The sequence below is a fragment of the Streptomyces sp. NPDC047049 genome (assembly GCF_040643995.1).
Lineage (GTDB): Bacteria > Actinomycetota > Actinomycetes > Streptomycetales > Streptomycetaceae > Streptomyces > Streptomyces mooreae.
The window spans coordinates 68,666-90,112 of the sequence record NZ_JBEYVM010000024.1; the positions used below are offsets into that span (position 1 = coordinate 68,666).

Sequence of the window (21,447 nt, forward strand, 5' to 3'; positions counted from 1 at the left end):
AGCCTGGAGATATGCGAGGAGGGATAGTGCAGGTCAGTCGACCGGGGAGACTCGGATGAGGTTGCCGTCAGGGTCCGTCATCACGAACGTGCGGCCGAAGACAGCATCATGCGGCTCCTGCACAACGTGGACCCCCTTCGAGGACCACCTCGTGAAGATCTCGTCAATCGCCTCCGATGGCCCCGGCACCATGAGTCCGATCTCTGTCGTACGAGGGAGGCTCGGGACCGCGTGCTCGCTGTAGCCCGTCCACAGTGCGAACAGGACACCGGGGGCAGCTTCGAAGGCTACGTAGTGGGGACTGGTGAAGGTCGGTTCGATCTCGAACAGGTCGCTGTAAAAGGCGGTGGCGGCCTCGGCGTCGCGGACGCCGATCAGGAACAGGTTCGGTGCGGGCATGGAGTGCTCCTCAACTCGTTGATTACTCGGTCCAGCACCCAGCAGATCACCCAATCGCGACGGAACCTGTCACCTTTTCTGAGAACATGGGTAAGCATGAAGGCTTCAAGGCTCCTGCATCTCCTGCTGCTCCTGCAGACCCGTCAGCGGCTCACTACCACGGAGCTCGCCGCGCGTCTTGAGGTGTCCCGGCGGACTGTGCTGCGGGACGTCGAGGCGCTATCGACAGCGGGCGTGCCCGTCTATGCCGAACGTGGGCGGAACGGCGGGATCGTCCTGCTCCCCAGTGCACGGCTCAGCGCATCCCATCTGGAACCACCAGAACTGGAGGCCCTATCCGTGGCCGGCTTGGACAGCGCACTACGTGAGCGAATGGGCCTAACTGCGGTGTGGGAGTCGGCCGAGCGCAAGATCGCCGCCTGCCAGGCTGCAGCACCTGAGTCGCCGAGCCCGCTGCGGCTGGCTGACCTTGTGCTTGTCGACAGCACCGCGTGGTTTGCTGCCCCCGAGGCAGCGGTCGAAGTATCGGATCTGGCCTCGACCCTGCGACACCGGCGACGCCTTCGAATCCTGTACCGGCGCAGCGCCGAGAGCCAGGCCTCGACACGGGTGGTCGACCCGTACGGGATCGTGGCGAAATCAGGTCGCTGGTATCTCGTCGCCGATGACCAGGGCGACAGCCGGCTGCTCGCTCTGGAACGACTGTCGGCCTTCGAACAGCTAGACGCACCAGCCGTTCTCCAACCAGGCGAAACCCTCCGCACCAGATGGGCCGTGTTGAAGAAACGCACTGAGGAGCAAGATCGCGTGAGCGTGACCATCCGCCTGCCGGAAAAGGGTCTCGACCTGGCGCGGCGCATCCTCGGCACCCGCATCCACCATGTCTCCGACGCGGAAAAAGGCTCGTGCGTCGTCGTCGTGCGCTACCCCGACATCGAGTCGGTGCGTCAGCTTCTTCAGTTCGGCGACCACATCGAGGTGCTCGCCCCTGAGACGGCCCGCGCACGCATCAGTCAGCTCGCCAGGGACCTGGCTGACAGACACTCAACCCCCGCATCGTGATTGCCGATCAGGTCCCCTGTTCTCAATCAACGTGCCCGGTCAGTACATCTAGCGACATGCGGTGCCGAGCCGTAGCGACGGTGAGAACGCGGGGAGCTCGGGGTGGCCGGGAAACAGGAGTGCCGATGCGGTGCACCGAGGGATCTGGCGAGGGGGGCGGTGACGTCGGCGGGTGCGCTTGGCCGCAGGTTTGAGTCCCTGATCCGAGTTGCACCATACGCACATGCCGGTGATGCACGGGGAGCTGCGGTGCCGTAGGCCGCACGGCTGACACGTGCCTATTGCGTGCTGCTGCCGGCTACGACGGGAGCCGGTGCGCTGTCCCGCCCAGCGGCGCCTTGCCGTTCCACGGGCTCAGACGGTCTGCACCCGCCGTACGGAGACGACTGGGAACCAGGTGTCGCTGGCCCGGTAACTCTGGCCGGGCGCCAGCACCTTCGCTTCCTTGCCCGTGGTGCAGTCGGCGACGATGAACACCTTCAGCTTGCGGTTGGTGTGGTTGACCACCTCGCGCTGCCCTACGTTGGAGGCGTTCTCGGTGTTGTAGCACTTGCCGTCGACCGGGTTGGTGATATTCGTCCCCCGGTCGAGCTCGATGGTCCCGGTGGCGGCCTGGGCGACGCCTGCGCCGGCGAGCAGGGCGGCTGCAAACAGGCCCGCGAGAACGGGGACACGGCGGCGGAGATGACGCATGGTTCTCCTTCGGCTGATCGTTCGGTTGAACGCTCGGGGGATCCGGGGTCGTGCGCCACCGTAACCGGGGCCGTTATCCCTCCGTTATCCCGTGATGTGCTGCCAAGTCACCCTATGAACCTCTACATCACTGCGTTGACGTAGCGGCGCAGTCAGGGGCCGGCCCGAACGCCCCCAGCGGCAGGTGCGACTCGATCAACTCCCCGTCCCCGTCACAACCCCTCAACTACCGGGACCAGACCGTTCCCTGGTAGCCCTCGTCGAAGTGCCGTCCCCGCCGGAGACGACGGCAGTCCGGTGCTCTTTCCGGTTCGACGACCGCTCCCCGCCCGCCCCGGAGGGAGGCGGGGGTACCCGGTGCCTTGCCGTCAGTCTGTGGGCCGTTGGGGGCCGACCGGGTGCGGCGTCGGTGTCGTGTGGTGCTCTCCGGTGGCGCGGCCGGTTTGCTGGGCGGGGATCTGGCGTACGCATTCGATGAGGTAGTCGCCGGTGTCCGCAGCGACGGTGACGCCGTGGGTCTCGCTGTGAAAGCCGGGGAAGCGCCGGTCGAAGGACTCCAGGGCGGTTAGGTACCGCAGCAGCGGGCCGTCGTGGGCGCCGGTGTTTTCGCCGGGCATGAGGACGGGGATGCCCGGCGGGGTGACGGTGACCATGGCAGCGGCCACCCGGCCGGCCGCGTCGGTCAGCCTTACCCGCTCGGTGCCGCCGCGGATGAGGCGCTGATAGCAGTGCTGGGGCGGGGTGACGGGCTCGGGCAGCTCCTGGAATGCGGTGTCGAGCAGCTCGACCAGGCGGGCACCGCGCAGGTGGTCGTGCATGTCCTGGCACAACCCGCGCAGGGTCTGGCCGGTGTAGCGGTGGGGGTGGGCGGCGACCAGCTCGGGCAGTACCCGCTCCAGGGGTGCGTCGTGGTCGTAGAGCGTTTTGAAGTCCATGAGGGCGTCCATCAGGGTTCCCCACTTACCCTTGGTGATCCCCATGGAGAAGAGGATGAGCGTGGTGTAGCTGTCGGTCTTCTCCACCACGATGTCCCTGGTGGCCAGGTAGGCGGTGAGGATGCGGGCGGGGATGCCCCAGGGGGACATCTGTCCGGTGGCGTCGATGCCGGGGCAGGTGAGGGTGACCTTGATGGGATCGAGCAGGCAGTAGCCCTTGGTCAGTCCGGTGAAGCCGTGCCAGTCGGCGTCGGGCTCCAGCTGCCAGCAGGACGGCTCGGTGCGCAGCAGTTCCAGGGAGGCGTCGGCGAAGGGGAGACGCTCGCCGGTGGCCGGGTCGGTCACGGCCGCGGGTTGCCAGACGCCGAAGAACCAGTCGGGCCGGTCGTCGGCGGCGGCGATGCGCCGGGCGACGCGTACGACCGTCTGGCGAAAGCGGATGGCTTCGGTCACCGCTTCGTCGATAAGGCAGCGGCCCTGGGGACCGTCCATCATCGCCGTGGCCACGTCGAGGGAGGCGATCATCGGATACAGCGGTGAGGTGGTGCCGTGCATCATGAACGCCTCGTTGAACCGGTCATGCTCCACCGGCGCCCGGGGTGCGGATTTGATGTGCACCATGGCGCTCTGTGACAGGGCGGCCAGCAGCTTGTGGGTGGACTGGGTGGAGAAGACTGTGGGGCGTTCGGGTCCGGGGAAGGTTTCGTGGCCCACCGCCATGCCGTAGCGGCCGGCGTAAAGGGGGTGGAAGCGGGCGTAGGCGAACCAGGCTTCGTCGAAGTGGAGCCGAGGGGTACTGGGTGCGAGGGCCTGGGCGACCTGGACGGTGTCGTAACACAGGCCGTCGTAGGTGGAGTTCGTCAGCACCGCGTACTGGGCCGTGGGCGAGACGGCGCCCTGGGCCAGTGGGTTGCGGCCGGCCCGGGAGGCGACCGAGGGTGCCTGAATCTCGGCGGGCGGCAGGGGGCCTGCCAGACCGTAGCCGTTGCGGGTGGGGACCAGGTAGACCGGCCGGGCTCCAGAGAGGACCAGACCATGCAGCACCGACTTGTGGCAGTTGCGGTCCACCAGTGCGATCTCGTCCTGGGTGACGCTGAAGTGACCGACCATCCGGTCACAGGTGGAGTCGCCGTGGAGTACGAAGTAGGTGCGGTCGGCGCCGAAGACGCGGGCGGCGTTGCGCTCGGCGGCACCTACCGGGCCGGTGTGTTCGAAGAGGGAACCGAGTTCCCCGACGGAGATGGACAGGTCGCTGCGCAGCAGCCGTTCCCCGAAGTAGTCGTGGAAGGCCCGGCCGACGGGGGACTTGAGGAAGGCGACACCGCCGGAGTGGGCAGGGGTGTGCCAGGAGTACTCGTGCGCGTGGTCGAAGCGGCGCAGTGCCTTGAAGAACGGGGGTAGCAGGTCGTGCTGGTAGCCGCGGGCGGCGCTGGCGATGCGTCCGGCGATGAAGGGCGCGGTGTCCTCCAGCGGCCAGATGTAGCCGATCACCGTTTCGGCCACCCACAAGGGCAGGTGTTCCAGGTCTTCGCCGTTCGTGACCAGGAAGACGGGGAGATTCTGGAAGCGCCGTCCGACGTGGCGCAGTACCTCGGCACCGCCTGCTTCGCCGCCTTCTCCGGCGGCCTGGGGAAGGTCCCAGTCGAGCACGACGGCAGCCGTGCCCGCCTCGGTTCGCAGCACTGCCTGGGCGTCTTCGGCCGTGGTGGCCCAGCGCACGTCAATGCCTCGGGTCTCCAAATCGTCGCGGATTCTGCGCAGTTGCTCGGCGGCGACCCCTTGACTCTGTGGGAACTCGTGTACCGCGAAGAGAACCGTCCCGTCGGTCATAGTGGCCCCTCTGCTGTGCGCGTGTCGGCGCATGGACTGCTCGTACGCACCATGCCTGCTGTCCGAGAGGCAACCGGAAGATCACCGGCCGCGGCCCAGGGGCTGGACCAAACCACTCCAAGGAGGGAAACGGGAACCGCCGCACCTGACCGCTGCATGGATGCTGGTGGCGGCGAACCTCGACGGGTCTGCTCCGCACCGAGCGCTACGTGGCTGCCCCGGCCCGCGGCGGCTGACCTGTCCCCTATGACACAAGTGCCCAGCTCCCGTCCCGGCCGCGAAAGCATCCGGGTAGCTCTCCGTGGCCGCGGAGAGCACGGTGCCGAGGGAGAAAACCGCACTCGCGGTCGTGTAGAGGCGCTTGCGCGGCCAGCCGGCGGTCCAGTGGGTGAGCGGAGCTGATGTCAGGCCGACGGTGAAGGCGTACACGGTGATCAGCAACCCCACCCGTGATCGCGCGACTCCCAGATCGTCGCTGATCGCCGTCAGCAGCCCGACCGGCAGCAGCTCTGTGGTGACGACGACGAAGGTCGTGGTGGCAAGAACGAGCAGGCCGGCCCCGCGCCGGGCCGACGACGTCGCGGGCGGACCGGCCTGATCCGTGAGGAGTGGTCGCTCACGCCGACGTGGCGGGGAGTGCGGCGAGGAACTCGCGTACGTGGCGGAGCCAGGTCGCCCGGTCTGCCGGGTTCAGGATGTGGGCGGCGCCGGGCAGTTCGATCAGCCGGGCGCCCGGGATGCCGGCCGCCAGACGGTACGAGCTCTCGGGCAGCACCAGTCGGTCGCCGGTCGGCGCGACCACCAGGGTGGGGGCGGAGACCTTCGCCAGGTCGGCCCGGACGTCCACGCGGGACACCAGGTCGAAGTGGTCCAGCATGCCCGGCGGCATCGCGGTCAGGGTCTGGGCGACCGGTTCGTCGAGGGCGGCCGGTTCGAGGTCCGCCAGGCCCGCCGGGGACATGCAGGACAGGAGGGCGAGCCGTGCCACGTCCTCCCACTGACCCGCAGTTGCCAGGGACTTGATCAGCTGAGCGGCGAGCGCCAGGACGGGGTCGGCTGCAGCGAAGCCGGCGGTGAGGACGAGGGCCCGGACACGGTGGGGGTGTCGTGTGGCGATCCGGACGGCCACGGCGCTGCCGAGGGACTCCCCGAGGACGGCGAACGAGTCCTGGCCGGCCGCGACGGCGGCCGCGACCAGGCGGTCGGCGAGGTCGTCCAGGTCCAGGGGTTCTATGGCTACGGCAGAGCCACCGGCCCCGGGGTAGTGCGGGCCGACGAGAGTGTGGTCCTGGGCGAGGTCGTCGAGGACGAGGCCGAAATTCCCCTCGATGCCGCCGCCGGCGCCGTGCGCGAGCAGAAGTGCGGGGCCGCGCCCCTGCACGAGAACGTCGAGGTGAGGGGTGGGAAGCACGTGATCAGTGGTCATGGCGCCGACGCTAAACTCCGACATCAGTGTCAGAGTCAAGTCGTGGCGTGCAAAGGGAGCAGGAATGGCGCGAGCGGCATGCGCATGAAGGAGATGGTGCAGCGTACCGGGGTCCATGAGCGGCTGCTGCGCTACTACGAACAGCAAGGACTCCTGACGCCCGACAGACTGCGCAGCGGCTACCGCATCTATGGCGAGTCGGACGTCGAGACAGTGCGCCGCATTCGCTGTCTGCTGGCGGCGGGCCTTCCGACCGCTCTGATCGCCCAGGTCCTGCCGTGCATCCGGGCGGACGACGAACGCCTCGTGCCCACCTGCCCGGACCTGCTCGCCCAACTGCGCCGGGAGGGCGAGCGAATCACTCGCGCCATCGAAGATCTACAGGCATCGCGCGCGATCCTCGACACCATCATCACTGCCGCGCCCTCAGGGGCCGCCGAGACACAGAGGCCGCCTCAGCCTGCCGCTACCGAGGCAGGCTGACAGGAAGCCCCTGGTCTTACGATGAGTTCGCGGATGAACTCGGCGAGCCCGCGAACGTCGTCGTCTCGGACGGGACGCTCTCGGGCGTGATCGACTTCGATGCCATGGTGGCCCCGGCGACGAGCGCGATCCGCCCGGCAAGCGGACCTTCCTGACCGATGCCCTGGGTGTTGATGTCTTTGTCCATGGCGCCACGGTGCACGCCAAAGGTGACAGTCGACGTCACCATTTCCGACAGCCTTCCCGCGCGCTCCGCCGTGGCGCAGTTCCGTCCCCACGCGGCCGACGACGCTGGAGGGTGGGGGACGAGACGGAGTCCGGCAGATCGTCGACCGCACCACAAACAGGACCTCACCGCGCTGGGCTTGACCGACCCGGAGCGCCTGGTCGAGCAGCTGACCGGCTGCGGCTGGTTGGGCCTGCCGGGCACCGCCGGCGATCTGTTTGCCTCCCGGCCGGAGAACCCCGCCCCGGGGTGCGGTGATCAGAACAGCAGGCAGAGGGGGCTCCCGTGGAAGCACGGAAAAACGGTCCCTTCCCCGTACGAGGAAGGGACCGTTGGCAGAGCGCCCGGCAGGCCTTGCACCTGCATCTCCCACCGGCTGGTGGACGTCTTTCCTTGGACCACAGACGCGCGGTTCCGGCCCGAGGGCCGAAGTTCCGTCATGATCATACTGCATCGGTGCGCCGGCGGCGAAATCCGTCGCGGTCCGCGCAGGCCAGGTCAGAGGCTTGCTGGTTGTGGCGGTCGGCCATAAACAGTTTCGCGCCGAGTCTTGCCCTCCGCGATGCGCCGCTCGTAGTAGTTGCGGGTACGTGCATCAAACCGGAGCCGTGACTGCACGGTCCGATACAGGGCGGCATTGCCTCCTGGACGACTACGTCACCCATGGGACGCCCCCCATCAAGAAGTGGCCGCTGTCGCATCCTCCACTTCCACCTGCACCGCACACCCACGGGCGCGTCATGGCTGAACCTGGTGGAGCGGTGGTACACCGAACTCACGCAGAAGAAACGCAAGCGCGGCGTCCACCGTTCCGTCCATGCCCTCGAACGCAACATCCGCACCTGGCTCGCCGACTGGAACGAACCCCCGAGGTCCTTCGACTGGACGAAGACCTCCGACGAGATCCTCGACAAAGTCGCCGCATGTTGCCGACGAATCTCCGACTCAGGTCACCCCGGGCGCCCCGGCGCCGCCTGGGGAAAGCACTTGGTGAAGTACACGGCGTGCTGGCTGCGCAGCTGCACCCGGGCCCAGGAGCCGTCGGTGAAGCCGAATTCGAAGGTGTCGGCGTCGATGTCGGTACGGTGCCGGACCCAGGCCACCTCGCCGGCCGCCACACTCCAGCCCGGCTCGACCGCGCCCAGCTCGCCGCGGCGACGGCCCCGCTGAACGTAGCTGACGTGCAGATGGCGGTCGGTGAGCTGGAGCACCGGCAGCGCGTCCGTGGTCGGAACGCGCGGCCACAGAGCGGTGGCGAGCCCGCCGCCCAGGCTTCCCCAGCCGCCCTTGAGGGCCTTGCCCTTCGGGCGCCGCCCCCCGAAGAGCTCGGGGCCCGTCACGAGGATCGCGTCGAGCCGCCAGAAGATCCGCCAGAAGGCCCGCTTGGTGCCTTCCCAGCGGTCGCCTGGGAGACGGTGGCCGACCAGGACGCGGGGGCGGTTCCACCGCCACGGGGTGGGCAACTTGCGCCCGGGAAAGGCGACTTCGGCCTGTACGAGCCGCTCACCGGTCGGCAGCGCCTGCGTCGCGCGCTCCCTTGCCTCCTTGTACGGGACCTTCCCCCAGGCGACCCGAAGACTCATCCGAAGACCTCGCGAACGGGCTTGGACCGCGCCGCGCCGTCGGCCAGGCGGTCGGTGAAGCGCTCGGAATCGGGTCGGTCGGCGTACTGCTTCTGCTGCTCGGTCGGCGGCTTCTCCTTCGGGGCCGCCGAGCCGACCGGGCTCTGATGCTCGACGTCCCAGCGCTTGTCGCCGATGCGGACCTCTTTGAGGCCGGTGGCGTCATGGAGCTCGCGCTCGGCCTTGTTGCCCGCTTCAGCGACCGTCTCGCGGATGTTGGCGGTCTTCTCGGAGACATATTCGCCGACGTCGACGCCGGTGTGGTGCTCGATGACGCTGTTCGCCAGCGGCGCCGCATGGATGGCGGCACCGGCCGCCTTGGCGCCCACCACCTTGTTGCCGATCCGCTTGAGGTTCTTGTTGAGCTTCTTGCGGGCGTTCTTGTTGCGCCACAGGGCTTTGGCCTTGATGCGCGCCCGCCGCAGCTTCTGCAGCGCCCGCATCCGGTCGGCGAGATCCTTGAGCTTGTCCGCCAGCTTCGCCGTGATCCGTACGGCCTTCATCGCGCGGTGCGCCGCACCCGCGGCGCCGATGAGCGGGCCGATCGCGGCGCCGACACCGGCGGTCAGGATCGCCACGATCGCCGCCGTCGCCGCCGCCACCAGCAGCGCCTCGACGACCTCGGTGATCAGCACGACCATCGTTTCCTCGGCCTCGGCGCACGACTCAGCGGCCATTTCGAGGAGTTCGGCGACCGTGATCATGTCCTCGGCCTCGCCCCGGAGGGCCTTTTCGAACTCGGACATGGTGCCGCCGAAAGCTTCGGACGCCTCGCCGGTCCACGTACGCTGCAACGCCCGTTGCTCGGCCTGCAGATCGTCGACGACGCCCTGCATGTCCCGGGCCGCGGCCCGCCACTCACGGGCGGTTTCGAGCAGCTTCTCATTGTCGCCGCTGACTTTTTCCAGGTACTCGTCGAGGCCCAGTTCCTTGATGGCCCCGCGGATGACGGAGTCGAGCGCACCCGCCAGCGGGTTGCTCCAGTCCACGTCGAATCCGATCCGTTCCAGCGCCTGGCTCATGCCTGACCCCCGCCGAGAGCGTGGACCTGGTCGTCCTCGTTGTTGTCGTACGTATCGGCCGTGAGCCGCACGCCGTCGGCGATACCGCTCAGCGATTGCTTGACGTCGTGGAGGTCGTCCACCGCCTCCTCGGACTGCTTGTCGTAGTCCGCCTTGAGACTGTCGGACTCCGACAGCTGGCCGAACACGCCGCTGGAAAGCTTCAGTCCGTTGATCCGGGTCCGGATCTTCTCCACCTGGTCCGCGGCGTGATCCGCCGCGTTCGCATAGCGCCGTAGAGCCGAGCTCTCTACGTCGTAGCCCGTGCCGCCCATATGCCTGTCCTCCCCGTGGCTTACACCCGCTGCAGCCCAAGCCTTTACAGAAACCGGGTGAATGCTTTGCCTGCACTGTACCCAGGCAAGTCCCTCTGGCCCCTACGGGGGTGCAGCAGGCGCAACTTCCCCTGTCGGAGCAATGGAAAGGTAAATGAATCCCCATGAACCTCTACGGCCTCCTCGCCAGTGACCTGAGTCAGAGACCCGGTGGCAGCAGGCAGCGACATGTCAAGGCTCTTGTCGGCTGTTTTCTGCGGTGGTGGTTGCAGGGCGGAGGAAGTCGCTCAGGGCTGCGGCCCGGGTATGTGTTGCCCCAGCGCGCCACGCCCACGGAATGTCGGGGCGCGCTGTCCTATGCCTGGTGCGGGGTGGCATGGAGGGAGGGGAGGAGGCCGAGGGCCCCGGGCTCTGGGGCTGTCCGGTTCGGCGTGGTGGATGACGAGCTGCCGGCCTGGCGTGTCACGTCCGTCGAAGGCTTGGGAGGTGAGGGTGAGGGCGCCGGGCGGAAGAGGTGCTTGGCCTCCTGGGTCTGCCGCGCACGGTGGGGGCGTTCCAGAGGCGGCTCACTAGTGCGCTACCTCGCGCCCTCACCGCTCCAGCGGGCTGTGAGCGGTCTCGGGCAGTCGAAGGTAGACGGCGGAGGAGACCAGGCACAGTACGGCTACGTACACGGGGAACAAACCGGCGTGCCCCATGTCCTTGAACAGCGTGCCGGCATAAGGCGCCGTGCCGCCGAAGAGCGCAACAGTGAGCGAGTAGGGGAAACCGATTCCCGCGGCGCGCACCCGTGCCGGGAACGTCTCCGCGTTCACGGCCGCCGAGACCGCCGTGAAGCCGCTCAGCAGGATCATGCCCGCACACTGCACGAGTAGCAGCGTGCCGAACGAGTCGTCGAGCACGCGCAGCAGCGGCACGATCAGCACAGCGAAGCCGATCCCGAACATCAGCAGCAGCGGCTTGCGCCCGATCCGGTCGGACAGGATGCCCGCGAGGGGCTGGAGCACGGCAAAGAACGTCAGCGAGAGGGTGCCCGCCAGCAGCGCGTCCGTTTTCTCCACCCCGGCGTTGAGCTCGGCGTACGTTGGCAGATACGACGTCCACGTGTAGTACGCGAGTGTGCCGCCCGCCGTGATTCCGCAGATCAGCAGCGACTCACGCGGATGGCGGCGCAACGCCTCGAAGAGGCCTGGCCGGGACGCCTTCGCCTGCTCCTCGATGGGGGTCTTCTCTGCTCGAACGGAGTTGAGAGCTTGGGGAAGCGTCTCGCGCGCGCCGCGCCGGACCCAGAAGCCCACGAGGCTCAGGAGCGCGCCCAGCACGAACGGGACCCGCCAGCCCCAGCTGCCCATGGTGGCGGGCGCGAGATTCGCGACGAGCATCGCCGCGACGCCGGAAGCGACGAGCTGGCCGATGGTCGTCGACACATACTGGAAGCTGGAGAAGAGCCCTCGCCGCCCGGGCCCGGCCGACTCCACAAGGAACGTGGTCGAGGCAGCGAACTCCCCGCCCACCGACAGCCCTTGCAGCAGCCTGGCCAGGACGAGGACGACCGGTGCGAGGATCCCGGCGGCAGCGTACGTCGGCGTCAGTCCCACCAGCAGGCTGCTGCCGCCCATCAGCAGAATGGTCACCGTCAGCGCCGCACGGCGCCCGCGCCGGTCGGCGACCGCGCCCATCAACAGTCCGCCGACGGGCCGCATGAAGAATCCCACCGCGAAGACCGCGAACGTCGAGAGCAGCGGCACCAGCGAATTCGCCGCGCCCATGGGAAAGATCTGCGCGGCGATATACGTGGCCAGAAAGGTATATGTGTACCAATCATACCATTCAACCGCGTTGCCGACCGAGGCGGCGAGCAGCTGCCGCACAGGACGCGCCGGAGGGGTCATGACGCCAGTACGAGACCCCTCGGCAGGGGAATCCGGCCACCCATCCTCGGACGCAGGCCCTTCGATGAAAGCTCCCATGATCACGCATCTCCCCGCCTTCGAGCACGGCAATCACACCGCGCCGGCCTCTCCACATTTCGTAGCGCTACGCGCCACAAGCGAACTTTCACCGTCGACCGCTCCATCAAGGGCGCCCGGCACCCGGAGCGAGCACCTTCACCCGCGCAGAGCCTCAGCCCGGACGCTCGGAGGGCTGCTGACTCATCGTCAGGTGAGTCGGCAAACAGTCAGCATCGACTCGGCCAGGCGGCGGCCAGTTGCCGCAGCCGTGACGGCGGGCGGGCACCGTTCGGTGCCTGTTCCTCGGCTATGTGCTCGGCACTCGACATGGTCCTCCGCTCCTGGTTCTTCTCGTTGGCCTGCTGCTGGGGCAGGATGAGCCGCCAGGTGATCATGTACCGCGGAAGCGGGTGGCCGCCAGGGGCTGTGGCAGTCGAAAGGCAGCCGAAAGGAGAGGGCAACGTGCGCGTAGCACTGTTCGTCACCTGTATCAACGACATGCTCCATCCGCGGACGGGACAGGCCGTGGTGGCGCTGCTGGAGCGGCTGGGGGTGGAGGTCGGCTTCCCGGCCGAGCAGAGCTGCTGTGGCCAGCCGCAGTTCAACACCGGGTACCGGCAGGCGGCCGAGCCGCTGATGCGCCGCTTCGACCGGGCGTTCAAGGACTACGAGTACGTGGTCACCCCGTCCGGTTCGTGTGCGGCGATGGTGCGGGACAACTACCCGCGGATCGCGGCGAAGGCGGCCGCCGAAGGGCGTGGCCGGGGGCTCGTCGACGCGGCGGCGGTCGCGGTGCCCAAGACGTACGAGCTGACCGAGTTTCTGGTGGATGTACTGAAGGTGGAGGACGTCGGTGCCTACTTCCCGCACACCGTCACCTACCACCCCACCTGTCACGGCCTGCGGATGCTGGGGCTGGGCGACCGGCCGCGGCGGCTGCTGGAGCACGTCGCGGGGCTGGAGCTGCGGGAGCTGCCGGGCGCCGAGGAGTGCTGCGGGTTCGGCGGCACCTTCGCGGTGAAGAACCCGGCGGTCTCGGCGGCGATGGGCGCCGACAAGGTCCGCCACATCCTCTCCACCGGTGCCGAGGCGGTCTGCACGGTCGACAACTCCTGTCTGCTGCACATCGGTGGCACCCTCAGCCGCCGGGGCGCGCCGGTCCGCCCGGTCCATATCGCCGAGATCCTGGCCAGTACGGCCAGTACGGCCAGTACGGCCAGTACGGCCGGCACGGAAGGGAGCGTGCGGTGAGCGGCACCTACCTGGGCATGCCGGCCTTCCCCCGTGCCGCCGCCACCGCCACCCGCGACACCCGGCTGCGCGCCAACCTCACCCATGCCACGCACACCATCCGCGACAAGCGGGCCAAGGCCGTCGCGGAGCTGGACGACTGGGCGGAGCTGCGGGCCGCGGGCGCCGCGGTGAAGGACCGTACGCTGCGCCATCTCGATCACTATCTGGAGCAGCTGGAGGCCGCGGTCACCGCCGCGGGCGGGCAGGTCCACTGGGCCCTCGACGCCGACGAGGCCAACCGGATCGTCACCCGGCTGGTGCGGGAGACCGGCGAGACGGAGGTCGTCAAGGTCAAGTCGATGGCGACGCAGGAGATCGGGCTCAACGAGGCACTGGCCGGGGCGGGTATCCGCGCGTACGAGACGGATCTGGCCGAGCTGATCGTGCAGCTCGGCCACGATCAGCCGTCGCACATCCTGGTCCCGGCAATCCACCGCAACCGCTCCGAGATCCGCGACATCTTCCGCCGTGAGATGGCCGCTTGGGGCCGCCCGGCGCCCGAAGGACTGGCCGACTCCCCCGCCGAGCTCGCCGAGGCGGCGCGGCTGCATCTGCGGGAGAAGTTCCTGTCCGCGAAGGTCGGGATCTCGGGGGCCAACTTCATGGTCGCGGAGACCGGCACCCTGGTCGTCGTGGAATCCGAGGGCAATGGCCGGATGTGTCTGACCCTCCCCGAGACGCTGATCTCCGTCGTCGGCATCGAGAAGGTGGTGCCCAGCTGGCAGGACCTGGAGATCTTTCTGCAGTTGCTGCCCCGTTCGTCCACCGCCGAGCGGATGAATCCGTACACCTCCACCTGGACGGGCACCACGGACGGCGACGGACCGCGGACCTTCCATCTGGTGCTGCTCGACAACGGGCGCACCGACACTCTCGCCGACACCGTCGGGCGACAGGCGCTGCGCTGCATCCGCTGCTCGGCGTGTCTGAACGTCTGCCCGGTGTACGAGCGGGCCGGCGGGCATGCGTACGGCTCGCCCTACCCCGGCCCGATCGGCGCCATCCTCACCCCGCAACTGCGCGGGCCGGCAGGCCCCTTGGAGGCGTCGCTGCCGTACGCCTCGTCGCTGTGCGGGGCCTGCTACGAGGTGTGCCCGGTGGCCATCGACATCCCCGAGGTGCTGGTGCATCTGCGGGAGCGGGTCGTGCAGGGCGGGCCGGTCACCCTGGGCGGGACGCGTACCGTTCTCCGGCCGGCCAAGGGGCATGCCGCGGAGCGGGCCGCGATGCGCGCGGCGGGCTGGGTTTTCGATCACCCGGGCGCGCTGCGTGGCGGGATGCGGCTGGCGGCGCGCACCCGCCGGCTGCATCCGCGGCGGCTGCCGGGGCCGGGCCGCGCCTGGTCGCGGACGCGTGATCTGCCCGAGGTGCCGGCCGAGTCCTTCCGCGACTGGTGGCAGCGCACCCGCGGTACGTCGGCGGAGCCCGGTGTGGCGGCCGAGTGCGGTGTGGCGGTCGAACCCGGTACCGCGGCGGATCCCGGCACGTCGTCGGGACCCGGTACGACGTCTGGCCCCGGTACGTCGTCTGGCCCCGGTACGTCGTCTGGCCCCGGTACGTCGTCGGAGCAGCGAGGAAACGCCGGAGGAGACGCCGAGTGAGCAGTCGGGACGTGGTGTTGGCGCGGGTGCGGCAGGCGCTGGCGGATGTGCCGGCCGGTGAGCGGCCGGGCGGTGAGGGGCGGGGCGGTCCGCCGGTGGCGCGGGGCTACCGGCGGGTGCACGGGTCCCGGACACGAGAACAGACCGTGGATCTGCTCGCGGAGAATCTCGCGGACTACCGGGCGCTCGTGCACCGCACCGATGCCGAGGGGCTGCCCGGGCTGATCGGCCGGCTGCTGGCGGAGCGCGGGGCGCGCTCGGTGCTGGTCCCGACGGGCCTGGACGCCTCCTGGACGACCGGGGCCGGCGTCACCCTCGTCGAGGACCGTGCATCGAGCACGGCCCGTGAACTCGACCTCGTGGACAGTGTGCTGACCGGCTGTGCGGTGGCCATCGCGGAGACCGGCACCCTGATCCTGGATGCGGGTCCCGACCAGGGCAGACGGCGGATCACCCTGGTGCCGGACCACCACCTCTGTGTCGTCCGGGTCCCTGACCAGGTGGTCGGCTCGGTGCCGGAGGCACTGCCACGGGTGGCACCGGACCGCCCGCTGACCTGGATCTCCGGCCCGTCCGCGACCAGCGACATCGAACTCGACCGGGTGGAGGGGGTGCACGGGCCGCGGACGCTGGAGGTGATTCTGCTGGCGGCGGCCCCGGAAGCGGGCTGAGCGAGGAGCGGCGAGCTGGGCGGACTTGGCCGCGGAGGGCTGCGACAGGTGTGCGACCCCGTTGTCAGTGGGGATTCCTACACTGGTCGGGATGCTTTTCGCACATGCTGTGCGAGGTGCGCGCCCGGGGGAGGAGGGAGCAGATGGTGCTGCGGCAGGGCTTACCACCACGGCGTTCCGGCGCGGAAGGCCGCTTGCCCTCTCGGCGTTCCGGCGTGGTCGGCCACTTGCCCTCTCGACGTTCCGGCGCGGACGGCCGCTTACCCGCACCGGGTCCTGGAGGGCCGCCTCTTGTCCCTCCGCCGGAGTCCGCCCCTTCCCGGCTGCTGATGTGGCTGGGGCGGCTGGGCGTCCCGGCCGCCGCGTTCGCCGTCTTCCAGACGCTGCTGGGAATCCTGCCGCAGAATCTCGCGGGCGAGGCGGCGCGTTACTGCGTGGCGGCGACCGCCGGCGCCGGCGTGGGTGCGGTGGTGTGGCTGGCCGCGGCACTGCTGCGGACCCGTGCGGCGGCGACGGATGCGGTCACGGCGGCACCGACCGGCCCCGCGCCCTCGCCCGCCGGATCGCTCCCCGAGCTGACGGACGGCACGTACCAGGCGCTGCGGCGCGGCCTCTCGGTGATCGAGGTGTCCGGGCACGGTCCCCTCACCGGATGGCCCCACTCTCTCGCGGAGAGCGATCCACCGGTGCACCCGACGGCGTTCGGTACGGCGTACGGACTGCATCTGCTGCTCGACATCGCGCCGTACGACGGCCGCATACGGGCGGGGCAGGTGGCCGAGACGCTGTGGCGGCTGCGGCTTCCCGGCGGCGGGTGGGCCGCCCGCTCCCAGGGCAGCGGGGCGCGACCCGAGGTGTCCGCGATCGTGCTGGGTGCGCTGGCGCGGGCCGGCGCCGATCCACGCCTGCTGGAGGCCGAAATACGCTCCTGCGAGGTGTTGTGGAACCCCGACCATGACGCGTCCGGGCTGGCCAACACCTATGTCGTGACGAATGTCCTGCGCGGACTGCTGCGGGCGGCGCCCGGCGCCACCGCGCTGGAAGGACTGCGCGAGGTGCTGGTCCACGGCGCCACGGCCGACCCGGCGCGCGGCAACCACCGCTGCTGGGGCGCGGCGCTGGCCGGCGGTCACGGCAACCCGGCGCCGTCCGCGGCGCACACCGCGCGGGCAGTGGTGGCGCTGGACCGGGCCGCATGCGTACTGGGCGAGGACGAGCGGCAGCGTACGGTGCGCGAGGAGGGGCTGCGCTGGCTGCTGGCAGGCCCGGCGACGCCGACGGGTGGCATGACCGATCTGCAGAACTGTCAGGAAGAGGTACGGCGGCCGGACCAGGAGGATCCGCTGCATCAAGAGCTGCTGTCGGTACGGCATTTCGCCGCTGCCTGGGTGGCGCGTGCGCTGATGACGGACGGCGCCCGCAAGGTCGCGGCCGAGGACGGGGGGCTCCCGGCGTGGGAGGCACAGCTGACCACTGCCGTGGCGCGGGTCCACGGCATGCAGCGGGGCGGGGTGTGGCGGTGGGACGACGGGCCCATGGGACACCCGGTGTGGATGGCGTATCAGGGCCTTTCGGTACTGCGGCGGCATGCGTTGATGGTCTACCGGCCATGAGGCGACACCGCCGGGAGTTCCGCGAGGTGGGGTCTCCGGACCGGGGGTGCCGGGCCGGGTGATCGATCCGCGGTGATCGGGTCGGCTTGACGGGCCGAGGGTGTGGTGCGCAGCGGCAGAGCGGTCGGGGCGGCGAAGGGGAGTCGGACTCATGCAGATCGAGGAAACCCGGCGGCTGCTGGCGGAACGGCTGGGCGGCGGGCCGGGGCCGCCGTCGCCCGAGTCGGCCCGCGCGGTGACCGCCCGGCTGGCACAGCCGGACACGCTCGGTCCGCTGGTGCGCCGGTTATCCGCCGGTGATCTGGATCTGGCGGAGTGCACCCGGCTCTCGTACCGCCATGTACTGGGCTTCGACAAGCTGTTGCTGCTGGCCGGCGCCCCGCGGTTCATGCTGCGGGTCCATTTCTGGCACGGCAGGGCCGGCGAGGCACCCGAGGACATCCACAACCACCGGTGCGCGATCGCCTCGGCGGTGGTGCGCGGCTGCGTCCGGATGGAGTGCTACACAACGGCCGCGAACGGCGTGCCCGCGACCGCCTACCGGGAGACGATCGACGGCCCCGGCGGCGCCTGGCGGCTCCGGCGGGTCGGGGACGCACGCCTGCGCCTCTTGTGCACGGAGCAGTACGGCCCGGGACGGAGCTACGGCCTGGCCGCCCATACGCTGCACCGGGTGGTGAGCGAGGAGCCGACGGTGACGCTGTTCCTGGAGACCGCCCCCCAGCGCTCGGTGACCGATGTCTACGTCAGGAACGGCCCCGCCGCGGACGGCAACTCCGCCTCGGGCAGCCGCTCCGTCACGCAGGGCTCCCTCACCAACAGCGGCAACGACGACCGGAGCGGCGGCGCCCTCAGGGCCGGCGGCGCCGAGCGGGCGGATCCGCCGCCCAAGACTCCGCTGTCACCGGCCGTCTACCTTGCCGAACTCGACTCCCTGGCAGGTTCTTTGGGCTATTGAAAGGGGGTGGCGCCAGGTGCCCGAAGCGGGCCGTCATGGCACGGATTCCCGCCGCGTCGAGCCGGCCGCCGAGTGCCTGGCGGATCACCCCGAGGTTGTAGGCGTCCACCCCGATCCCGGCCAGGTCGGCGGGCCGTGCCCACGCATAGGCCTGATCCGCACTGGGCAGGACGACCTCCAGCGTCAGGGGGCGGACGATGAAGTTCTCCTGATGGTTGTGGACCCGGCGGCCCTGATAGTCGCTCAGGAAGCCGGAGGATCCGGTGTGCGCGACGATGGCGCCGAGGATCCCGGTCTCTTCCTTCAGCTCGCGCAGGGCGCCGCCCTCGGCGGACTCCCCTCGATCGAGCTTCCCGCACGGCACGCCCCACGCGCCGGGCAGAAAACGCTCGCGGTAGCTACGGCGCACGATCAGCACACGAGCATCGTGTACCACCACCGCCGCGGCCAGATAAGTGTCTGCTGCAATCTGGTTCATCGGACATCTCGCAATCCGAAGAGACGGGCGCAGGCCCGTGGCGGAGGTCCACCGTACCGGCGATGACTCCACGAGGGGCCGGTTCCGCCATCGTCCGCCGGGGCACCCGCCGGAGCACCGTGAGATGGCTACGCCCGCGGGGAGACCGGGCGCTCGAAGAAGGTCTCCGGCGAGACCGCCGCCTGGGTTCTGCTGACGCCCTCGATCGGATACAGCCTGCGCAGGAAGTCCTGAAGCCCCTCGGTGGGGCCGGGGAAGCCGAGCCCGAACTGCGGGAGATCCAGGTGATCCCGGGGATCCTGATGCATGGTCATACCGCGCAGCGCAGGCACTACGGGCGCGAAGCGGGCCGGCTCTCGCGGGCCGCACTGCTCTCGTGAGCCGCGCGGGCGGTGTGCAGGGCCCAGCCGATCAGCGGGAGCTGGCCGGGCAGGCGCGCGTAGGCCAGGGCCTTGAGCGGGGCGGGGCGGTGGCGCCAGTCGTGGGCCATCTTGAGGTTGGCCGGGAAGACCGCGGCGAACAGGCCGGCCGCGGCCAGTGCGCCGGCCCGGCGGGTGCGTGGCAGGGCAACGGCGGCGGCGACGGCGAGTTCGGCGACGCCGCTGGCGTACGTCCAGGTGCGGGGGCTGCCGGGCAGTCGCCGGGGGACGATCGCGTCGAACGGCTTCGGGGCGAGGAAGTGGAGGGTTCCCATTCCGGCCAGCAGACGGGCCAGCGCACGGGCGGAACGGTCGTCGGCTGTCACGGAGGGCTCCCTGATCGGACGGGCGCAGGCAGCGCAGGAAGGGCAGCGGAACGGGAATCCCGCAGGCCGTGGCCCGGGGAGTGGGTGCGGCGGCCACCCCGACCAGTGAACTGGCCGCCGCGCGTTCGACCTTACCCGCGGGTCACTTACGGGGCCATCATCTGATCGTCGGCGGGGGTGAGGTGTGCGTCACGCCGTACCAGCGCCGCATAGCGCCCGTCGGCGGCGAGCAGTTCGTCATGGGTGCCGCGCTCGGCGATCCGGCCGGCGTCCAGCACGACGATCTGGTCGGCGTCGCGGACCGTGGAGAGGCGGTGCGCAATGGTGAGGGTGGTGCGGCCCGCGGACAGCTCGTCGATGGCCTGCTGGACGGCGTGTTCGGTGTGGGTGTCCAGGGCGCTGGTCGCTTCGTCCAGGACGAGGACGGGCGGGTCGCGCAGGATGGTGCGGGCGATGGCGAGGCGCTGTTTCTCGCCGCCGGAGAAGCGGTGGCCGCGCTCGCCGACGAGGGTGTCGTAGCCGTCGGGCAGGGCGGCGATGTGGTCGTGGATCTGGGCGGCCCTGGCAGCGCGGGCGATCTCCTCGTCGGTGGCGTCGGGCTTGGCGAAGCGGAGGTTGTCGGCGACCGAGGCGTGGAAGAGGTAGGTCTCCTGGGAGACCACGCCGACCGAGCGGGCGAGGGTGTCGAAGTCGAGGTCACGGACGTCCGTGCCGTCGAGGGTGACCCGGCCGCCGGTCACGTCGTAGAGCCGCGGTACGAGGTAGCTCAGGGTGCTCTTGCCGCTGCCGGTGGGGCCGACGACGGCGAGGCTGGTGCCGGCCGGGACGGTCAGGTCGATGCCGTCGAGGGTGGGGGCGGCCTCGGGGTCGTAGCAGAACCGGACGTTCTCGAAGCGGAGTTCGCCGCGCGGCGCCGGGATACGGACCGGCTCGGCGGGTTCGGTGATGGCGACCGGCAGGTCGAGGTATTCGAAGATGCGCTGGAAGAGCGCCAGTGAGGTCTGCATCTGCACGCCGGTGGACAGCAGCGAGACGGTCGGCCGCAGCAGGCCCTGCTGGAGCGAGACGAAGGCGACCAGGGTGCCCAGGGAGAAGACCGGGCCGCCGAGCTGGAGGACCATGCCCGCCGCCCAGTAGATCAGCGCGGGCATGGCGGCCATCACGATCCCGATGGTGGCCATCCGCCAGCGGCCGGCCATGTTGGCGCGGACCTCCAGGTCGACCAGGCGCTCGGACTCGCCGGCGAAGTTCTGGGTGAGGGAGTCGGCGCGGCCCATCGTGCGGCCGAGCAGGATGCCGCTGACCGAGAGGGATTCGGTGACCATCGCGGACATCGCGGCCATCTGCTTCTGCCGCCGGGTGGTGATCTTCTTGCGTTCGTTGCCGACCCGGCGGCTGATCCAGACGAAGAGCGGAAGCAGCAGCAGTGAGACGACGGTCAGCCGCCAGTCGAGGGCGAGCATCGCGCAGACGGTGGCGATGACGGAGGTCAGGTTGGAGACCAGGGAGGTGGCGGTGGAGGTGACCGTCGCCTGCATGCCGCCGATGTCGTTGGCGATCCGGGACTGGACCTCGCCGGTGCGGGTGCGGGTGAAGAAGGCCAGCGGCATCTGCTGGAGTTTGGCGTAGACGGCGGTGCGCAGGTCGTGCATGACGCGCTGGCCGACGGTGGTGGAGAGCAGGGTCTGCAGGACGCCGAAAACGCTGGTGGTGACGGCGGTGGCGATCATGCCGAGGGCGAGCAGGGTCAGCAGGCCGGTGCGCCGGCCGGGTATCGCCACGTCCAGGATCTCGCGGAGGAGAAAGGGCGAGGCGACCGAGACCAGCGAGGAGGCGCCGACGAGCAGGCCGACGAGGGCCAGCCGGGCACGGTAGGGGCGGAAGAGCGCGAGGATCCGCCGCAGCTGGACCGGCTTTTCCGGGTCCTTGGGCGGCGGGGTCCACTGGGGTTCGTCGCTGCGCATGGGCTCCTTCGAGGGGGTACGGATGACGCGGGGCGGAACTACGGACGGGCGGGAGCTGCGGACCGGCAGGAGCTGCGGACGGCGGATCCGGGCCGAGCATCGTGGAGCTTAGCTCATTGTTACCTATGCTCACAATGAATGAAGTCCTGTCATCCGCTAT

General features: G+C 69.8%; 21 protein-coding genes and 1 pseudogene. 8 read left to right on the top strand and 14 right to left on the bottom strand.

Annotated features, from left to right (window positions below; translation table 11 throughout):
• Nucleotides 1-33: 33 nt before the first annotated feature.
• Nucleotides 34-399: a VOC family protein gene (locus ABZ851_RS33495; RefSeq protein WP_361135846.1), complete on the bottom strand. Its 366-nt coding sequence runs from the start codon at nt 397-399 to the stop codon at nt 34-36.
• 96 nt (nt 400-495) lie between these two features.
• On the opposite strand from ABZ851_RS33495, the gene ABZ851_RS33500 reads away from it, so the two are divergent.
• Nucleotides 496-1,461 carry a WYL domain-containing protein gene (locus ABZ851_RS33500; protein ID WP_361135849.1) on the top strand — a complete coding sequence of 322 codons (966 nt, stop codon included), beginning with the start codon at nt 496-498 and terminating at the stop codon, nt 1,459-1,461.
• Nucleotides 1,462-1,815: 354 nt separating this feature from the next.
• Here ABZ851_RS33500 and ABZ851_RS33505 read toward each other — a convergent pair whose 3' ends face one another.
• The gene (locus ABZ851_RS33505) at nt 1,816-2,154 is read right to left on the bottom strand and encodes a hypothetical protein (RefSeq protein ID WP_361135852.1); all 339 of its coding nucleotides are present in this window, start codon (nt 2,152-2,154) and stop codon (nt 1,816-1,818) included.
• 368 nt (nt 2,155-2,522) lie between these two features.
• The gene (locus ABZ851_RS33510; protein ID WP_361135855.1) at nt 2,523-4,919 is read right to left on the bottom strand and encodes an Orn/Lys/Arg decarboxylase N-terminal domain-containing protein; all 2,397 of its coding nucleotides are present in this window, start codon (nt 4,917-4,919) and stop codon (nt 2,523-2,525) included.
• Nucleotides 4,920-5,349: 430 nt separating this feature from the next.
• Between ABZ851_RS33510 and ABZ851_RS33515 the strand changes: the two genes are divergently transcribed.
• Nucleotides 5,350-5,517, top strand: coding sequence for a hypothetical protein (locus tag ABZ851_RS33515; RefSeq protein ID WP_361135858.1), 168 nt, complete (start codon nt 5,350-5,352; stop codon nt 5,515-5,517).
• Between the two features lie 18 nt (nt 5,518-5,535).
• On the opposite strand, the gene ABZ851_RS33520 is transcribed toward ABZ851_RS33515, so the two are convergent.
• Nucleotides 5,536-6,345 (bottom strand): alpha/beta fold hydrolase, encoded by an 810-nt coding sequence (locus ABZ851_RS33520; RefSeq protein WP_361135861.1) that lies wholly within the window; start codon nt 6,343-6,345, stop codon nt 5,536-5,538.
• 78 nt (nt 6,346-6,423) lie between these two features.
• Between ABZ851_RS33520 and ABZ851_RS33525 the strand changes: the two genes are divergently transcribed.
• Nucleotides 6,424-6,828: a MerR family transcriptional regulator gene (locus ABZ851_RS33525; RefSeq protein ID WP_361135864.1), complete on the top strand. Its 405-nt coding sequence runs from the start codon at nt 6,424-6,426 to the stop codon at nt 6,826-6,828.
• Between the two features lie 16 nt (nt 6,829-6,844).
• On the opposite strand, the gene ABZ851_RS33530 is transcribed toward ABZ851_RS33525, so the two are convergent.
• The 6 genes from ABZ851_RS33530 to ABZ851_RS33555 all read right to left on the bottom strand — a co-directional run bounded on the left by ABZ851_RS33530 (nt 6,845) and on the right by ABZ851_RS33555 (nt 12,359).
• Nucleotides 6,845-7,015: a hypothetical protein gene (locus ABZ851_RS33530; protein ID WP_177164763.1), complete on the bottom strand. Its 171-nt coding sequence runs from the start codon at nt 7,013-7,015 to the stop codon at nt 6,845-6,847.
• Between the two features lie 989 nt (nt 7,016-8,004).
• Nucleotides 8,005-8,637, bottom strand: a complete 633-nt coding sequence (locus tag ABZ851_RS33535; protein WP_361135867.1) for a hypothetical protein — start codon at nt 8,635-8,637, stop codon at nt 8,005-8,007.
• On the bottom strand, nt 8,634-9,698 hold the full coding sequence (locus tag ABZ851_RS33540) for a WXG100 family type VII secretion target (protein WP_361135869.1): 1,065 nt from the start codon (nt 9,696-9,698) through the stop codon (nt 8,634-8,636). Before ABZ851_RS33540 ends, ABZ851_RS33535 begins: the two co-directional genes overlap by 4 nt.
• Nucleotides 9,695-10,012: a hypothetical protein gene (locus ABZ851_RS33545; protein WP_361135872.1), complete on the bottom strand. Its 318-nt coding sequence runs from the start codon at nt 10,010-10,012 to the stop codon at nt 9,695-9,697. Before ABZ851_RS33545 ends, ABZ851_RS33540 begins: the two co-directional genes overlap by 4 nt.
• Nucleotides 10,013-10,602: 590 nt before the next feature.
• The gene (locus tag ABZ851_RS33550) at nt 10,603-11,904 is read right to left on the bottom strand and encodes an MFS transporter (RefSeq protein WP_361135875.1); all 1,302 of its coding nucleotides are present in this window, start codon (nt 11,902-11,904) and stop codon (nt 10,603-10,605) included.
• A gap of 287 nt (nt 11,905-12,191) precedes the next feature.
• A complete protein-coding gene (locus ABZ851_RS33555; RefSeq protein WP_176956321.1) occupies nt 12,192-12,359 on the bottom strand; it encodes a hypothetical protein in 168 nt (55 codons plus the stop codon).
• Between the two features lie 67 nt (nt 12,360-12,426).
• Between ABZ851_RS33555 and ABZ851_RS33560 the strand changes: the two genes are divergently transcribed.
• The 5 genes from ABZ851_RS33560 (at nt 12,427) to ABZ851_RS33580 (ending at nt 18,100) form a co-directional block, all read left to right on the top strand.
• Entirely contained in the window at nt 12,427-13,215 is a 789-nt protein-coding gene (locus tag ABZ851_RS33560) for a (Fe-S)-binding protein (protein ID WP_361135879.1), read from the top strand.
• On the top strand, nt 13,212-14,858 hold the full coding sequence (locus ABZ851_RS33565) for a lactate utilization protein B (protein WP_361135881.1): 1,647 nt from the start codon (nt 13,212-13,214) through the stop codon (nt 14,856-14,858). Before ABZ851_RS33560 ends, ABZ851_RS33565 begins: the two co-directional genes overlap by 4 nt.
• Complete coding sequence (locus tag ABZ851_RS33570; RefSeq protein WP_361135884.1) at nt 14,855-15,529, top strand: LUD domain-containing protein; 675 nt, start codon at nt 14,855-14,857, stop codon at nt 15,527-15,529. The genes ABZ851_RS33565 and ABZ851_RS33570 overlap by 4 nt, the downstream gene beginning before the upstream one ends.
• Before the next feature lie 329 nt (nt 15,530-15,858).
• Nucleotides 15,859-17,142 (top strand): hypothetical protein, encoded by a 1,284-nt coding sequence (locus ABZ851_RS33575; RefSeq protein WP_361135887.1) that lies wholly within the window; start codon nt 15,859-15,861, stop codon nt 17,140-17,142.
• Nucleotides 17,143-17,293: 151 nt separating this feature from the next.
• Nucleotides 17,294-18,100, top strand: a complete 807-nt coding sequence (locus ABZ851_RS33580; protein ID WP_361135890.1) for a hypothetical protein — start codon at nt 17,294-17,296, stop codon at nt 18,098-18,100.
• Here the strand turns inward: ABZ851_RS33580 and ABZ851_RS33585 are convergent.
• The 4 genes and pseudogenes from ABZ851_RS33585 to ABZ851_RS33600 form a co-directional block, all read right to left on the bottom strand.
• The gene (locus ABZ851_RS33585; RefSeq protein WP_361135893.1) at nt 17,994-18,578 is read right to left on the bottom strand and encodes an NUDIX hydrolase; all 585 of its coding nucleotides are present in this window, start codon (nt 18,576-18,578) and stop codon (nt 17,994-17,996) included. The genes ABZ851_RS33580 and ABZ851_RS33585 overlap by 107 nt on opposite strands.
• A gap of 128 nt (nt 18,579-18,706) precedes the next feature.
• Nucleotides 18,707-18,823 (bottom strand): annotated as a pseudogene (locus ABZ851_RS33590) (Lrp/AsnC family transcriptional regulator); the annotation flags it as partial.
• Between the two features lie 86 nt (nt 18,824-18,909).
• Nucleotides 18,910-19,323 (bottom strand): hypothetical protein, encoded by a 414-nt coding sequence (locus tag ABZ851_RS33595; protein WP_361135896.1) that lies wholly within the window; start codon nt 19,321-19,323, stop codon nt 18,910-18,912.
• 146 nt (nt 19,324-19,469) lie between these two features.
• Entirely contained in the window at nt 19,470-21,287 is a 1,818-nt protein-coding gene (locus ABZ851_RS33600) for an ABC transporter ATP-binding protein (RefSeq protein ID WP_361135898.1), read from the bottom strand.
• Nucleotides 21,288-21,447: the final 160 nt, after the last annotated feature.